A 16,603-nucleotide genomic window follows, 5' to 3' on the forward strand; every position below is an offset into this window, starting at 1 on the left:
CCGTCAGCAGCTGATACTACCAGTATCGCTCCGTCCATTTGCGCTGCTCCAGTGATCATGTTCTTAACATAGTCAGCATGTCCTGGGCAATCTACGTGAGCGTAATGGCGATTTGCTGATTCATATTCAACGTGAGCTGTCGATATCGTGATTCCACGCTCTCTTTCTTCTGGTGCTGCATCAATCTGATCGTACGCTTTCGCTGTACCACCAAATTTCTTTGCCATAATCGTGGTAATCGCAGCTGTTAAAGTCGTTTTACCATGATCTACGTGACCAATCGTTCCCACATTTACGTGTGGCTTCTTACGTTCAAATTTTTCCTTCGCCATTTCAATAACCTCATCTTAACTTTTTATTGTTTCTTGATAATTGCTTCAGCAATGTTATTTGGAGCTTCAGCGTACTTAGAAAATTCCATCGTATACGTTGCTCTTCCTTGCGTAGCAGAACGTAAATCGGTTGAATAACCGAACATTTCTGCAAGCGGAACTTCTGCTCTGACAATTTTACCTGCTGGAGAATCTTCCATACCCTGAACCAAACCGCGTCGTCTGTTAAGGTCACCCATAACATCGCCCATATAGTCTTCAGGAGTAACTACTTCTACGGCCATAATAGGTTCAAGGATAACTGGCTTAGCTTTCAAAGCACCTTGCTTGAAGCCCATCGAACCAGCAATCTTAAACGCCATTTCACTGGAATCCACTTCATGGAAAGAACCGTCAAACAAGGTTACTTTAACATCTACAACCGGATACCCAGCAATAACACCATTTTGCATTTGCTCTTGAATTCCTTTATCAACTGCAGGGATGTATTCTTTAGGAATAACACCACCTACGATCTCATTAATGAATTCATAACCTTTACCAGGTTCCTGCGGTTCAATTTTCAGCCATACATGACCAAATTGACCACGACCACCTGATTGCCTTACAAACTTGCCTTCCTGCTCCACTGATTGTTTCAATGTTTCACGATAGGCAACTTGAGGTTTTCCTACATTAGCCTCCACATTAAACTCACGTCTCATGCGGTCAACAATAATTTCTAAATGCAGCTCCCCCATACCTTCAATAATGGTCTGACCTGATTCTTCGTCAGTGTGGACTCTAAACGAAGGATCTTCTTGAGCCAGCTTACCTAATGCTATCCCCATCTTTTCCTGGTCAGCTTTGGTTCTAGGTTCAACTGCTACAGCAATTACCGGATCAGGGAAGTCCATTCTTTCCAGAATAACTGGATGATCCGCATCACACAAAGTATCACCGGTCATCACTGTTTTAAGGCCAACTGCTGCTGCAATGTCACCGGCTCTAACTTCTTTAATCTCTTCACGAGAATTAGCATGCATTTGCAGAAGACGACCAATTCGCTCTTTTTTACCTTTAACCGAGTTATAAATTGTATCTCCACTCTTCAAAATACCTGAGTACGCTCTAAAATAGGTTAAAGTCCCAACAAATGGGTCAGTAGCTATTTTAAATGCCAGTGCTGAAAAGGGGGCATCATAACTTGTTTTCCGAGATGTTTCCTCTCCATACTCATCTGTGCCCTGAATATCAGGAATATCGGTAGGCGACGGAAGGTATTCTACAACACCATCCAAAACAGCCTGCACACCTTTATTCTTAAATGCAGAACCACAAAATACCGGGACTATCTGATTAGAAACCGTTAAAACACGTAATGCGCTTTTTATTTCTTCTTCTGTAAAATCGGTACCTTCGAGGTATTTATCCATCAGGTCTTCGGAGGCTTCTGCAGCTGCTTCAACAATCATCGCGCGATATTCTTCGCATTGTGTTTGCATGGCAGCAGGAATATCCTTGTATTCAAAGGTCATACCCTTATTGTCTTCATCCCAATGAATTGCTTTCATTTTGATTAAGTCAACAACACCTTTAAATTCTTCCTCAGCACCAATTGGCAACTGTACAACGACAGGGTTTGAACCTAGCCTTTGTTTGATCTGGCTAACAACGCGCAAAAAGTTTGCACCCATCCTGTCCATTTTATTAACAAATACTATGCGTGGAACGCCGTACTTGTTCGCCTGACGCCAAACAGTTTCCGATTGAGGCTCAACACCTGATACGGAATCGAAAACAACTACAGCTCCATCAAGCACTCTTAAAGAGCGCTCAACTTCAATCATAAAATCAACGTGTCCTGGGGTATCAATGATGTTGATTCGGTGTGGTTCAAACTGCTTGTCCATACCGGGCCAATAGCACGTTGTTGCTGCAGAGGTAATGGTAATGCCGCGTTCTTGCTCCTGTACCATCCAGTCCATAGTTGCAGCACCGTCATGCACTTCACCAATTTTATGAGACATGCCTGTATAATACAGGACACGCTCAGTAGTAGTGGTTTTTCCAGCATCTACGTGAGCAGCAATTCCTATGTTTCTGTATAGCTTTAATGGAGTTGACACGACCTACCTCTCCCTTAATTCCATCTAAAATGAGCAAAGGCTTGGTTGGCTTTTGCCATCTTATGAGTATCTTCACGCTTTTTCACTGCCGAACCTTTGCTTTCAAAAGCATCCATCAGTTCACCAGCCAGACGCAACATCATACCCTTTTCACCACGAGAGCGAGCAGCCTGAACAATCCAGCGCATACCTAAAGCAATACTTCTGTCATGACGTACTTCTACAGGTACTTGATAAGTTGCTCCACCAACTCGGCGTGAACGAACTTCCACACTTGGGCGAACATTGTTTAAAGCATCTTCGAAGTAGCGTAGAACCGAACCGGCATTTCCACCAGTGCTGGAATCTCCACCTTCTTCATCAGTCTTTTTAACTTTCTTAACACGCTCTTCCATAACAGTCAGAGCACCGTAAATAATTTTTTCAGCAGTAGATTTTTTTCCACTGACCATTAACACGTTAATAAATTTTGCTAACAGTTCGCTATGATGTTTAGGATCAGGCAAAATTTCGCGTTTGGGTACTTCTCTTCTTCTTGGCATGTCTATTTCCTACAATCAGTTATTTTTTATCTTTAGGTTTTTTTGTACCGTACTTAGAACGACCTTGTTTACGATCGTTAACCCCTGATGTATCCAAACTACCCCTGACTGTGTGATAACGCACACCAGGTAAGTCTTTAACACGACCACCCCTAATAAGAACAACAGAGTGTTCCTGTAAGTTATGGCCTTCACCACCAATATATGATGAAACCTCAAATCCATTGGTTAAACGTACACGAGCAACCTTACGCATAGCTGAGTTAGGTTTTTTAGGTGTAGTAGTATAAACGCGAGTACATACTCCGCGTCTTTGTGGACATGACTCTAGTGCTGGTACGTTACTTTTCTTCTTTACGTCCACACGAGGCTTTCTTACTAACTGATTAATAGTAGCCATTTGTACTTAACTCCGATCTGTCTCTTGTGATTATTTCGAATGCATAAGGAGGCCGGATTCTATATAGGTACGGCGGATTTGTCAAGTTTATATCCGCCGTTTTTGAATCCAGATTAATGATCATGATTATCCGCGTTCAATGCTTCACTTAACGCGTGCTCAACATCACTTGCAGTAACTGTATGTGTTGCATGGTCACCACCTGCTGCAGCCCTTGCTCTTTTTGCCTTTCGGCCTTGATGATAGGTATAACCTGTTCCCGCAGGAATCAGACGTCCAACCATCACGTTTTCTTTTAAGCCACGTAAATCATCAATCTTGCCACTAACAGCAGCTTCAGTTAGAACTCTTGTTGTCTCCTGGAAAGAAGCAGCAGAAATAAATGATTCTGTCGCCAAGGATGCTTTAGTGATACCCAATAATATTGGAGTTCCTTTAGCAATTTGCTTTCCTTCAGCAATAAGTTTGTCATTTTCCTGTAACATGACACTTTCTTCTATCTGTTCACCAACGAGGAATTTTGAATCTCCTGCGAAAGTGATAACTCGTTTACGTAGCATTTGTCGTACTATTGTTTCAATGTGCTTGTCGTTAATTTTTACACCTTGTAAACGGTATACGTCTTGTACTTCATTTACTATGTAATTAGCTAACGCACCAACACCAAGCAAACGTAGAATATCATGAGGGTTAAGAGCACCTTCAGCTATTAGCTCTCCACGTTCAACATGTTCTCCTTCGAAGACTGATATATGACGCCATTTAGGAATCAATTCTTCATGACATTGATCTTCCGAAACGTTAATTATCAGTCTTCTCTTACCTTTGGTTTCCTTACCAAAGTTAACTAATCCTGAAACTTCAGCCATAACTGCCGAATCTTTAGGCTTACGTGCTTCAAACAGGTCGGCTACTCTTGGCAGACCCCCGGTGATATCACGTGTCTTGGAACGCTCTTGTGGAATACGGGCAATGACATCCCCAATTCCTACCAGACCACCATCTTCAAAGTTAACAATTGCGTCTACAGGCAAATAATATTGTGCTGGAACGTTAGTACCGGCCAGGAATATATCTTCCCCATCAGCCGTTACCAGTTTAACCATGGGCCTTAAATCACGCCCTGCAGCACTTCTTTGCTTCGCATCAATAATAACGATGTTACTTAAACCAGTCAGCTCGTCAGTCTGTCTGTTCATGGTAATTCCATCAATCAAATCGACAAACTTCAGGTTACCGGATACTTCAGATATTACTGGATGCGTATGAGGATCCCAGGTAGCAATTACCTGGCCTGCTTCCACCGCTGAATTATCCTGCGCAGAAATCACCGCACCATAAGGTAATTTATAACGCTCTCTTTCACGACCGAACTCATCTACAATCGTTACTTCACCAGAACGAGATACTGCTACGAGATTCTTATTCTCATGCGTTACTGTTTTAATGTTATGTAAACGGATAACCCCTTTCGTTTTAATCTGGATATTATTCGCAGCTGTAGCTCGAGATGCAGCTCCTCCAATATGGAAGGTACGCATGGTTAACTGAGTTCCTGGCTCACCGATTGATTGAGCAGCAATAATACCCACTGCTTCACCGGTATTTACCAGGTGTCCTCGAGCCAAGTCACGGCCATAACATTTCGCACACAAACCAAAGCGTGTCTGGCAGGTAATAGGCGAACGAACCATGATCTGATCGACCCCTTGTTTTTCAAGGCTTTCGACCCAATCTTCATCAAGCAACGTTCCTGCTTTGACCACTGGCTCAGACTGATTTGGGATATACACATCGGCTGCCACTACTCTTCCCAGAACACGTTCATGCAATGGCTCAACAATATCACCCCCCTCAATCAGAGGCTGCATTAAGATTCCAGTATCAACGCCACAATCGTCTTCCGTAATAACAACATCTTGCGCCACATCCACAAGACGTCGTGTCAAGTATCCTGAGTTCGCAGTTTTTAACGCAGTATCTGCAAGACCTTTACGTGCTCCGTGAGTAGAAATGAAGTATTGGAATACGTTCAGACCTTCACGGAAGTTCGCTGTAATTGGGGTCTCGATGATTGAGCCGTCTGGTGCAGCCATCAGTCCCCGCATACCTGCCAACTGACGAATCTGAGCGGCAGAACCCCTCGCGCCTGAGTCTGCCATCATAAAGATGGGGTTGAACGACTCTTGCCTTACTGTATTTCCTTTCGCATTAATGACTTCTTCCGTAGCAATTTTGCTCATCATTGATTTTGCGACTAATTCGTTAGTTCTTGACCAGATATCAATGACCTTGTTATATCGCTCACCGTTGGTAACAAGACCAGAGCGGAATTGTGATTCAATTTCACGTACTTCGTTATCCGCATGCTCGATGATATTTGCCTTATCTTCCGGAATCTCCATATCTTCAATTCCGATAGAAATACCAGAACGGCTTGCATACTTAAATCCGGTATACATAAGCTGATCTGCAAAGATTACAGTCTCTTTTAATCCAAAGTTTCTGTAACAGGTATCGATAACTTTAGAGATTACCTTTTTAGTCATCGTTCTGTTGATCTGAGCGAAAGGCATCCCTTTTGGAAGTATTTCAGCCAGAATTGCTCTACCAACTGTTGTCTCAACCAGATGGTATTCGGTAGATCCCTCTTCTTTAAGCATACGAATTTTAATTTTCGCATGGATATCAAGGTGACCTGCCTCATAAAAATTCTGAGCTTCCTGGGCGCTGGCATATATTTTACCTTCACCTAGTGCATTCACTTTTTCACGAGTCAGATAATACAGACCAAGTACAACGTCCTGGCTGGGAACAATAATTGGTTCACCACTGGCTGGTGACAGAATATTGTTCGTAGACATCATCAATGAACGTGCTTCTAACTGCGCTTCAAGAGTTAAAGGAACGTGAACCGCCATTTGGTCCCCGTCGAAGTCAGCGTTATATGCGGTACATACTAAAGGATGAAGCTGAATCGCCTTACCTTCAATCAATACTGGTTCAAATGCCTGGATACCTAGTCTATGCAAAGTAGGAGCACGGTTTAACAGGATTGGATGTTCACGAATAACATCATCCAAAATATCCCAAACAACGGACTCTTCCCGCTCAACCATCTTCTTGGCTGCTTTAATGGTTGTTGCTAAACCACGGAATTCCAATTTTGAAAATATAAAGGGTTTAAATAGCTCTAATGCCATCTTTTTCGGTAAACCGCATTGATGCAGTCTTAAAGTAGGACCAACCACAATTACAGAACGGCCAGAGTAGTCTACGCGCTTACCTAACAGGTTTTGACGGAAACGACCTTGCTTCCCTTTAATCATATCCGCGAGGGATTTTAAAGGTCTCTTGTTGGTTCCTGTAATTGCTCGTCCACGGCGGCCATTATCTAATAATGCGTCAACAGACTCCTGCAGCATCCTTTTTTCGTTTCGTACGATAATGTCTGGTGCGTTAAGATCTAATAATCGCTTGAGACGGTTATTTCTATTAATAACACGACGATATAAGTCATTGAGATCGGACGTAGCAAAACGACCACCATCCAATGGAACTAAAGGACGTAAATCCGGTGGAAGGACAGGGAGAACATCCATAATCATCCACTCAGGCTTATTTCCTGACTCATAAAATGCTTCAAGCAGTTTCAATCGTTTTGTGATTTTCTTAATCTTGGTTTCTGAATTGGTTGTAGGTAACTCTTCACGCAAGTTTTTAATTTCTTCTTCTAAATCGATTTGGCGTAACAGATCACGAATAGCTTCAGCGCCCATACGAGCATCAAACTCATCGCCATACTGTTCCATTGCATCAAGATAAACTTCATCATTCAGTAATTGACCACGTTCCAGCTCGGTCATGCCAGGATCTACAACCACAAATGCTTCGAAATATAAAACACGTTCTATATCTCTAAGAGTCATGTCCAGTAATAAACCAATTCTGGAAGGCAATGATTTGAGGAACCAGATGTGGGCAACCGGGCTCGCAAGTTCAATATGCCCCATACGCTCACGTCTTACTTTTGCAAGTGCAAGCTCCACACCGCATTTTTCGCAAATCACACCACGATGTTTCAATCGCTTATATTTACCACATAAGCATTCGTAATCTTTTACTGGTCCGAAAGTCTTAGCGCAAAATAAGCCATCGCGCTCAGGCTTAAATGTACGGTAGTTAATGGTTTCTGGTTTCTTAACTTCACCGTAAGACCATGAACGAATCAGCTCAGGAGAAGCCAATGCAATTTTAATTGCATCGAATTCTTCACTTTGCCCTTGTTGTTTGAGAATACCAAGCAAATCACTCATTACAGGTGCTTTTCTCATTGGGTCGTTGCTTAGAGTAGCCAAGTCTATGCCTCCAAAAATTGGTTAGTCAGTATGTATCGCTGAACAGTTAATCGTGATCTAATTCGATATCAATTCCCAGTGCCCTGATTTCTTTCAATAATACATTGAACGATTCAGGCATTCCTGGGTCCATGCGATGGTCTCCATCGACTATATTTTTGTAGATCTTTGTTCTACCTCCAACGTCATCTGATTTTACAGTCAACATTTCCTGTAATGTGTATGCCGCACCATATGCTTCTAATGCCCAGACTTCCATTTCCCCGAAACGCTGTCCACCAAACTGAGCTTTACCGCCTAGTGGCTGTTGGGTTACCAAACTATACGAACCGGTTGATCGCGCATGCATCTTGTCGTCGACCAGGTGATTCAATTTGAGCATGTACATGTATCCGACTGTTACCGGGTTGTCAAACTTATTACCTGTCCTTCCATCGATGAGAGTAGTCTTACCATCAGGAGATAATCCTGCTAATTGCAGCATACTCTTAATCTCGTCTTCTGAAGCACCATCAAATACTGGCGTTGCCATTGGAACACCGGCACGTAGATTGTCAGCTAATCGGAACAGTTCTTCTTCGTTTAAACAATCAAGATTAACACGTTGTACTCCATCATGATTGTATATCTTCAGCAGGAATGATTTAATTTCATCCGCTGATTTTTTACTATCCAGCAATTCAGCAACTTTATGTCCAAGACCTTTAGCAGCTAAACCTAAGTGTGTTTCCAATACCTGACCAATGTTCATACGTGAAGGTACGCCCAAGGGATTAAGTACTATGTCAACTGCAGTACCATCTTCCATATGCGGCATGTCTTCTACTGGAACAACGATTGAGATAACACCCTTGTTACCATGACGTCCAGCCATTTTGTCACCAGGCTGAATTCTTCTTTTAACAGCAAGATATACTTTAACAATCTTCAGAACGCCAGGTGCCAGATCATCACCTTGAATGATTTTCTTACGACTGTCATTAAAACGCTTTTCCATTTCTTTAGACAACAGTTCTAACTGTTTGGACAATTGCTCAAGTTGCTGACTGATCGAATCATTGTCCAGGCGCACATCAAACCATTTCTCTCTAGCCACTTTTTGTAAGTAGTCTTGAGAAATCTTGGTGCCTGGTTTTAAATTGTCAGGACCGCCAGTTGCAACTTTATCTAACAGAAGATTAGAAACGCGGTGATAGATATCTTCTTCACGAATACGACGCTCATCAATCAAATCTTTTCTAACACGAGCCAGATGTTCTTCTTCAATACTCTTGGCACGCGCATCTTTATCCAGACCATCTCGGGTGAAAACCTGTACGTCAATTACTGTTCCGTTCATACCGGATGGAACACGTAAGGATGAATCTTTCACATCAGAGGCTTTCTCACCAAAGATCGCACGTAATAATTTTTCTTCTGGTGTTAATTGAGTTTCACCTTTTGGTGTCACTTTACCAACCAGAATATCGCCTGCATTAACTTCTGCGCCAATGTACACCACACCTGATTCATCAAGGTTGGATAAGGCTGACTCGCCAACGTTAGGGATATCCGCGGTAATTTCTTCAGTACCTAACTTTGTATCACGAGCAATACAGGTTAATTCTTCAATATGGATAGTAGTGAATCTATCTTCTTGAACTATACGCTCGGAAATAAGGATCGAATCCTCGAAGTTATATCCATTCCAGGGCATAAAAGCTACTAAAAGATTTTGACCTAATGCCAGCTCACCCATATCGGTACAAGGACCATCCGCAAGTACATCACCTCGCTGAATAAAATCACCAGTACTTACTATCGGACGCTGATTAATACAAGTATCCTGGTTCGAACGGAAGTATTTAGTCAGGTTATAAATATCAACCCCGGTCTCTCCCGCAGTAGTTTCATCATCATTAACACGTACCACAATACGCGATGCATCAACTAAGTCGATTACTCCACCACGCTTCGCGACAACTGATACACCAGAGTCAGAAGCAACAATACGTTCCATTCCAGTACCAACCAGTGGCTTTTCAGACCGTAAAGTTGGAACAGCCTGACGTTGCATGTTTGACCCCATTAATGCTCTGTTCGCGTCATCGTGTTCCAGGAAAGGAATTAATGAGGCAGCAACTGATACGATCTGCTTGGGTGAAACATCCATATAGTTAATTTTATCAGGAGTAGTTAATGAAAACTCATTCTGATGTCGGCATGGCACCAAATCTGCAAGAATGTTTCCGTGTTCATCCTGAGCTACACTGGATTGTGCAATATATTGGTCTACTTCTTCTATAGCAGACAGATATTCAATTTCGTCTGTTACTCGGCCATCAATTACTTTACGGCATGGAGTTTCTATGAATCCGTAGTCGTTAGTTCGGGCATAAACAGATAGGGAGTTAATCAATCCGATGTTTGGACCTTCAGGGGTTTCAATAGGACATACTCTTCCATAGTGAGTTGTATGTACGTCACGAACTTCAAATCCGGCACGCTCACGTGTCAAACCACCTGGGCCTAATGCTGAAACTCTTCGCTTGTGTGTCACACCTGATAAAGGATTAACCTGATCCATAAATTGTGATAACTGGCTCGAACCAAAGAACTCTTTAACAGCAGCAGATACAGGTTTGGCATTGATCAAATCCTGAGGCATCAGATTTTCGGACTCAACCAGACTCAGACGCTCCTTAACAGCACGCTCAACACGTACCAAACCAACTCTGAACTGGTTTTCTGCCATTTCGCCAACACTTCGAACTCTTCGATTTCCAAGATGATCAATATCGTCAACCATACCAATACCATTACGGATATCGATCAAAGTCTTGATAACAGACATGATATCTTCTTTAGTCAGAGTACCTGGACCATCATCATTCTTCCGGCCAACACGGCGGTTAAATTTCATACGCCCAACTGCAGACAGATCGTAGCGATCATCAACAAAGAAAAGATTTTTAAATAATGCTTCAGCGGCTTCTTTTGTTGGTGGCTCACCAGGACGCATCATTCGATAAATTTCAACTAAAGCTTCCAATTGTGAAGAAGTAGGATCAATTTTTAAGGTATCAGAGATATAAGAACCATGATCCAAATCATTGGTATAGATCATATCTATTTGCAGAATACCGTTATTAGCCATAGTATCGAGTAACTCTTCCGTAAGCTCCTCATTAGCCTGAGCAAGGAACTCACCGGTTGAAGTATCTATGACATTTTTAGCAAGTGTTTTGCCTATCAGATAATCCCTGGGAACTATAAGATCCTGCATTTGGCACTTTTCCATTTGCTTGATATGGCGAGCGGTTATTCTTCTACCTTGTTCTACAATGAGTTCACCTGTTTCAGGAACAAGGATGTCAAATGAGGCTATTTCACCGCGTAAACGTTGTGGAATCAAATCAATATGATATTCACCATTTTTAAGATGACAGCTGGTAATCTCAAAGAATTCACCAAGAATATCTTCTGCTTCATAGCCTAAGGCGCGTAGCAAAATACTAACGGGTAATTTACGGCGTCTATCAATACGTACATAAACACAATCTTTTGGATCAAATTCGAAATCTAACCATGATCCACGGTAAGGGATTATGCGTGCAGAATACAGCAATTTCCCGGATGAATGAGTTTTACCCTTATCATGTTCAAATATAACGCCAGGAGAGCGATGTAACTGGGACACTACTACACGTTCTGTTCCGTTGACAACAAAAGTACCAACATCAGTCATCAAAGGGATTTCACCCATGAACACATCTTGTTCTCTAATGTCTTTTACTGGCTTGGGTTCGTCGCTTGCATCTTTATCAAGAACTACAAGTCTTATTTTCACCCTTAGTGGTGCTGAGTAGGTAAGACCTCTTAATTTGCACTCACGAACATCAAAAGCTGGTTCACCTAATTTATAACCAACATACTCTAATCTTGCATTTCCAGAAAAACTTTCAATAGGAAATACAGATGAGAAAGCGGCATGCAAGCCGGTATTCAGATGTTCATTTAATTTACTGTCTGCCTGCAAGAAATCCCTGTAGGATTTAAGTTGTATCTCAAGCAGATTTGGTATTGCCATTTTATCGGCCTGCTTACCAAAGCTTTTGCGAAATCGTTTTTTCTCAGCATGTGAATATTGAGGTTTAGCTTCTGCAACGGCCATGGTGTTTCCTCTGTAAATTATTGATGACTTCAAACACGTAAACCCAGCCATGTAAACATGGCTGGGTTCCTATATTACATATGTAGCTTAATTATTTAACTTCAACTGTAGCACCAGCTTCTTCAAGCTCTTTCTTGATTGCTGCAGCTTCGTCTTTAGATACACCTTCTTTAACAGTTGAAGGAGCACCTTCTACTAAATCTTTAGCTTCTTTCAGACCAAGACCAGTAATGCCACGGATTACTTTAATAACGCCTACTTTGTTTGCACCGAAACTGCTCATAACAACTGTAAATTCAGTTTGTTCTTCAGCAGCAGCGGCAGAAGCAGCTGGTGCAGCAACAGCTACAGCAGCAGCGGCAGCAGAAACGTTAAATTTCTCTTCCATAGCTTCGATTAACTCAACAACTTCCATTACTGACATGTTGGAGATTGTTTCTAAAATATCATTTTTTGACACAGCCATTACTAGCTCCTAATTATAAATTAATAACGATTAAAGGGTTATCCTGCTTTTTTATCTTTTACTGCTGCAATAGTTCTCACTAATTTAGCATGTGGCTCTGCAAGAGTACGGACAAATTTCTCAACTGGCGCTTTCATTACATACATTAACTTGGCGATCGCTTCATCACGGGTCGGCAGGCTTGCTACAGCGTCAATTTGATTGGCATTGTAGACTTTTCCACCAACTGAAAGAGCTTTAATCTCCAGTTTGTCAAATGTTTTAGCGAACTCTTTCAGCAGTCTTGCTGCATCACTTGGTGCTTCTAAAGATAATGCAATAAACAAGGGTCCTACCAAAAGGTCATTCAAGCATTCAAATTCAGTGTTTTTAAAAGCTCTTCTAGTTAAAGTATTTCTTACAACTCGAAGATAAACACCGGATTTACGTGCTTCGCTACGTAAATGCGTCATTTGATTTACAGTTAAACCTCGATAATCAGCAACTACTGCTGAAATAGCCTTAGATGCGACTGCAGTCACTTCTTCAACAACGGCTTTTTTTGCAGCTAAATTTAATGTCACGTTACTGACCTCCTAATTTGTACAAATCACCAGGATTTGACAGTTATGGTGGCCGTCTCTTATTTAAGGAGCCGGTTCACCGTCTGCGCAGGGAATTAAGCGTAAGCACCTGCGGTCTTCGACGGCATGGAACCAAATCTATGCCGTGAATTCTTGAAAATGGGATGCTATATTACACAGGTATTGACGAAATATCAATAGGCAATCCAGGTCCCATTGTAGTAGATAATGAAATTCTCTTCAAATATTGACCTTTAGATGATACAGGCTTTGCCTTTTTCAGATCAATAATTAATGCTGTTATGTTTTCAAGGATATCATCAGCAGGAAAATCAGCTTTACCAACGGAGCAATGAATAATACCGTTTTTGTCAGTTCTATATCTTACCTGACCAGATTTGGCATCATTAACAGCTGCTTCAACGTTAGTTGTTACAGTCCCTACTTTAGGATTAGGCATCAATCCTCTTGGACCTAAAATCTGACCCAACTGACCGACAATACGCATTGCATCAGGAGTAGCTATAACCACATCAAACTCCATGTTTCCAGCTTTAATCTGGTCGGCCAAGTCTTCAAAACCAACAATATCTGCACCAGCTGCTTTAGCTTTAGCTGCATTATCGCCTTGAGCGAACACCGCTACTCGAACTGTTTTACCAGTTCCTTTAGGCAGATTAGTTGATGAACGAACAACCTGATCTGATTTACGTGGATCAACACCAAGGTTGATGCTGATGTCCAAACTTTCACGAAACTTGCTGGAAGCAAACTGTTGTAGTACAGCAACGGCTTCTTGCACAGTGTATAAATGATTCGCTTTAACTACTTCATTAATCTTTTTTTGCTTTTTAGATAAACTAGACATTAGTAACCCCTTATTCCAAACCTTCAACGTCAATACCCATGCTACGAGCCGTACCTGCTATACTTCTTACTGCTGCTGCTAAATCTGCTGCAGTCAGATCAGGTTCTTTGATTTTAGCAATTTCTTCGAGTTGGCTAACGTTTAACTTGGCTACTTTCTTTGTATTAGGTGTACCACTGCCACTTTGAATACCTGCAGCTTTTTTCAGTAACACTGAAGCAGGAGGTGTCTTAGTAACAAAGGTGAAACTACGGTCACTGTATACGGTAATAACAACAGGAGTAGGAAGACCTTGCTCCATATTTTGTGTTGCAGCGTTAAATGCTTTACAGAATTCCATAATGTTTACACCGCGTTGTCCTAATGCTGGACCTACTGGTGGACTTGGGTTCGCTTTACCCGCTGGAATTTGTAATTTAATATATGCTTCTACTTTCTTTGCCATGGTTACTCCTTATGGGTCATGCACTGGCTTTTATAGATAACTGCACATCATCGGTTAGTTACCTTATCAAGTTCCAGCTCCCCGGTTTTAAAAATCGTTACTCTCTATTTTAATTATTTCTATAAATAGATTAAATGAATTCTTTGGCGTACTAATCAGGTTTTTTCAACTTGGCTAAACTCAAGTTCAACTGGAGTTGAGCGTCCGAAAATGAGAACAGCTACTCTTAATCTGTTTTTCTCATAATTTACTTCTTCAACCACACCATTAAAGTCTACAAAAGGACCTTCTTTAACTCGAATCACTTCACCTGGTTCAAAAAGAATCTTAGGTCTTGGTTTAGTTACACCATCTTCAACACGCTGCATGATAGCTTGTGCTTCTTTATCGGTGATTGGCGTAGGAGTCTGACTCGTACCACCAATAAATCCTAGTACTCTGGGTATGGCTCTAACCATATGCCAGGTTTGATCATCCATTACCATATTTACTAACACATAACCTGGGAAGAATTTACGTGTACTTTTGCGTTTTTGTCCTGAACGCATTTCAACTACTTCTTCTGAGGGTACGACAACTTCACCTATTTTATCTTGCAAGTTATGATGTACTGCGCGTGACACTATTTCACGCATGACAAAGTTTTCATATCCTGAATAGGCATGTACAACGTACCACTGCTTTGTTTTGTGTTCGTCCACCATATTCACCCTAAATGTGTTATTTTAGCTATTGCCCACATCATTAGCGAATCTACTCCCCAAAGAATAAATCCGGTTAATGTAACCATAACCATTACTATAGTTGTAGTTTGAACTGTTTCCTGCCGTGTAGGCCAGACAACCTTTAATAATTCCATTTTTGCTTCTTGAGCAAAAGCAAAAACTTGTTTACCTGATGTTGTCATATAAAAAAGAAATAGAGCTATCACAAACCATGAAAGCCAAACTATAGATTGTATCGGGCCTGAAAAAGTGTAGTAATAGGTACAAAAAAATGCGCCTGCAGTCACGAGGACTACAGCCAACCAAGAGAGTATATCTTTCATTTTACTTTGATCTTCGTTTGAACTCTTCATATTTACTTGGTAGTTGGCAGGCCAGGAGGGAATCGAACCCCCAACCTGCGGTTTTGGAGACCGCCACTCTGCCAATTGAGCTACTGGCCTATATTTTATTGGCATAAGATCTTTATCTTATGCCAACACACTTTAACACTTTTACTCGATGATTTTCGCAACAACACCAGCACCTACGGTACGGCCACCTTCTCTAATTGCGAAACGTAAACCTTCTGTCATCGCGATAGGCGCATGCAGATTGATAACTAACTGTACGTTATCACCTGGCATTACCATTTCTGTTCCAGAGGGCAGGTCACAAGTACCTGTTACGTCTGTGGTTCTGAAGTAGAACTGTGGACGGTATCCATTGAAGAATGGAGTATGACGTCCACCTTCTTCTTTTGATAATACGTACACTTCAGCTTCAAACTTTGTATGCGGCTTGATTGTGCCTGGCTTAGCTAATACTTGGCCACGCTCAACTTCATCACGCTTCGTTCCACGTAATAACACACCTACGTTATCTCCTGCACGGCCTTCATCAAGAAGTTTGCGGAACATCTCAACACCAGTACAAGTCGTTTTCTGTGTATCACGGATACCTACAATCTCGATCTCTTCACCAACTTTTACTATTCCACTCTCAACACGGCCTGTGACTACTGTTCCACGACCAGATATAGAGAATACGTCTTCAATCGGTAATAAGAATGATTTGTCTATGTTTCTTACTGGTTCAGGGATATANGCATCCAGTGTTTCAACCAATTTTTCAATCGCTGGCACACCAATCTCACTTGTATCACCTTCCAGTGCTTTCAGCGCTGAACCAACAACAATTGGNATGTCATCGCCGGGGAATTCGTAACTGCTTAACAGGTCACGTACTTCCATCTCTACTAATTCTAATAATTCCGCATCATCAACCATATCCGCTTTATTCATGAATACTACAATATACGGTACGCCTACCTGACGTGATAATAAGATGTGCTCTCTTGTTTGCGGCATAGGTCCGTCAGCAGCTGATACTACCAGTATCGCTCCGTCCATTTGCGCTGCTCCAGTGATCATGTTCTTAACATAGTCAGCATGTCCTGGGCAATCTACGTGAGCGTAATGGCGATTTGCTGATTCATATTCAACGTGAGCTGTCGATATCGTGATTCCACGCTCTCTTTCTTCTGGTGCTGCATCAATCTGATCGTACGCTTTCGCTGTACCACCAAATTTCTTTGCCATAATCGTGGTAATCGCAGCTGTTAAAGTCGTTTTACCATGATCTACGTGACCAATCGTTCCCAC

13 protein-coding genes and 1 tRNA gene are annotated in these 16,603 nt (G+C 41.7%); all 14 read right to left on the reverse strand.

Annotated features, from left to right (window positions below):
* Positions 1-332: GTP-binding protein (locus tag B094_RS16565; RefSeq protein ID WP_018578051.1), on the reverse strand; the 332-nt coding region annotated here is incomplete at its 3' end.
* A gap of 23 nt (positions 333-355) precedes the next feature.
* Complete coding sequence (fusA, locus tag B094_RS0111960) at positions 356-2,440, reverse strand: elongation factor G (RefSeq protein ID WP_018578052.1); 2,085 nt, start codon at positions 2,438-2,440, stop codon at positions 356-358.
* Positions 2,441-2,454: 14 nt separating this feature from the next.
* Positions 2,455-2,982 (reverse strand): 30S ribosomal protein S7, encoded by a 528-nt coding sequence (rpsG, locus tag B094_RS0111965; protein WP_018578053.1) that lies wholly within the window; start codon positions 2,980-2,982, stop codon positions 2,455-2,457.
* Between the two features lie 19 nt (positions 2,983-3,001).
* The gene (gene rpsL, locus B094_RS0111970; protein WP_010654837.1) at positions 3,002-3,382 is read right to left on the reverse strand and encodes a 30S ribosomal protein S12; all 381 of its coding nucleotides are present in this window, start codon (positions 3,380-3,382) and stop codon (positions 3,002-3,004) included.
* A 113-nt stretch (positions 3,383-3,495) separates the two neighbouring features.
* A complete protein-coding gene (gene rpoC / locus B094_RS0111975; protein WP_040524276.1) occupies positions 3,496-7,698 on the reverse strand; it encodes a DNA-directed RNA polymerase subunit beta' in 4,203 nt (1,400 codons plus the stop codon).
* A gap of 88 nt (positions 7,699-7,786) precedes the next feature.
* Positions 7,787-11,893, reverse strand: a complete 4,107-nt coding sequence (rpoB, locus tag B094_RS0111980; RefSeq protein ID WP_018578055.1) for a DNA-directed RNA polymerase subunit beta — start codon at positions 11,891-11,893, stop codon at positions 7,787-7,789.
* A gap of 91 nt (positions 11,894-11,984) precedes the next feature.
* Positions 11,985-12,359 (reverse strand): 50S ribosomal protein L7/L12, encoded by a 375-nt coding sequence (rplL, locus tag B094_RS0111985; RefSeq protein WP_018578056.1) that lies wholly within the window; start codon positions 12,357-12,359, stop codon positions 11,985-11,987.
* A 38-nt stretch (positions 12,360-12,397) separates the two neighbouring features.
* Complete coding sequence (gene rplJ / locus B094_RS0111990) at positions 12,398-12,922, reverse strand: 50S ribosomal protein L10 (protein WP_018578057.1); 525 nt, start codon at positions 12,920-12,922, stop codon at positions 12,398-12,400.
* Positions 12,923-13,094: 172 nt separating this feature from the next.
* Positions 13,095-13,790, reverse strand: a complete 696-nt coding sequence (gene rplA, locus B094_RS0111995; RefSeq protein WP_018578058.1) for a 50S ribosomal protein L1 — start codon at positions 13,788-13,790, stop codon at positions 13,095-13,097.
* Positions 13,791-13,800: 10 nt separating this feature from the next.
* On the reverse strand, positions 13,801-14,235 hold the full coding sequence (gene rplK, locus B094_RS0112000; RefSeq protein WP_018578059.1) for a 50S ribosomal protein L11: 435 nt from the start codon (positions 14,233-14,235) through the stop codon (positions 13,801-13,803).
* A 155-nt stretch (positions 14,236-14,390) separates the two neighbouring features.
* A complete protein-coding gene (gene nusG / locus B094_RS0112005; RefSeq protein ID WP_018578060.1) occupies positions 14,391-14,939 on the reverse strand; it encodes a transcription termination/antitermination protein NusG in 549 nt (182 codons plus the stop codon).
* 2 nt (positions 14,940-14,941) lie between these two features.
* Positions 14,942-15,313 carry a preprotein translocase subunit SecE gene (secE, locus tag B094_RS0112010; RefSeq protein ID WP_018578061.1) on the reverse strand — a complete coding sequence of 124 codons (372 nt, stop codon included), beginning with the start codon at positions 15,311-15,313 and terminating at the stop codon, positions 14,942-14,944.
* Positions 15,314-15,327: 14 nt separating this feature from the next.
* Positions 15,328-15,403: transfer RNA gene (locus B094_RS0112015), tRNA-Trp, on the reverse strand.
* 51 nt (positions 15,404-15,454) lie between these two features.
* The coding region (gene tuf, locus B094_RS0112020) for an elongation factor Tu (RefSeq protein ID WP_018578062.1) at positions 15,455-16,603 on the reverse strand (1,149 nt) is incomplete at its 5' end.

The organism is Legionella shakespearei DSM 23087, from assembly GCF_000373765.1.
Taxonomy (GTDB): Bacteria; Pseudomonadota; Gammaproteobacteria; order Legionellales; family Legionellaceae; genus Legionella; species Legionella shakespearei.

Bases quoted from the DNA above. Each gene is read 5' to 3' on its own strand.
- rpsG (WP_018578053.1), bottom strand. From the start codon at position 2,982: ATGCCAAGAAGAAGAGAAGTACCCAAACGCGAAATTTTGCCTGATCCT.
- rpsL (WP_010654837.1), bottom strand. From the start codon at position 3,382: ATGGCTACTATTAATCAGTTAGTAAGAAAGCCTCGTGTGGACGTAAAG.
- rpoC (WP_040524276.1), bottom strand. From the start codon at position 7,698: ATGAGTGATTTGCTTGGTATTCTCAAACAACAAGGGCAAAGTGAAGAA.
- rpoB (WP_018578055.1), bottom strand. From the start codon at position 11,893: ATGGCCGTTGCAGAAGCTAAACCTCAATATTCACATGCTGAGAAAAAA.
- rplL (WP_018578056.1), bottom strand. From the start codon at position 12,359: ATGGCTGTGTCAAAAAATGATATTTTAGAAACAATCTCCAACATGTCA.
- rplA (WP_018578058.1), bottom strand. From the start codon at position 13,790: ATGTCTAGTTTATCTAAAAAGCAAAAAAAGATTAATGAAGTAGTTAAA.
- rplK (WP_018578059.1), bottom strand. From the start codon at position 14,235: ATGGCAAAGAAAGTAGAAGCATATATTAAATTACAAATTCCAGCGGGT.
- nusG (WP_018578060.1), bottom strand. From the start codon at position 14,939: ATGGTGGACGAACACAAAACAAAGCAGTGGTACGTTGTACATGCCTAT.
- secE (WP_018578061.1), bottom strand. From the start codon at position 15,313: ATGAAGAGTTCAAACGAAGATCAAAGTAAAATGAAAGATATACTCTCT.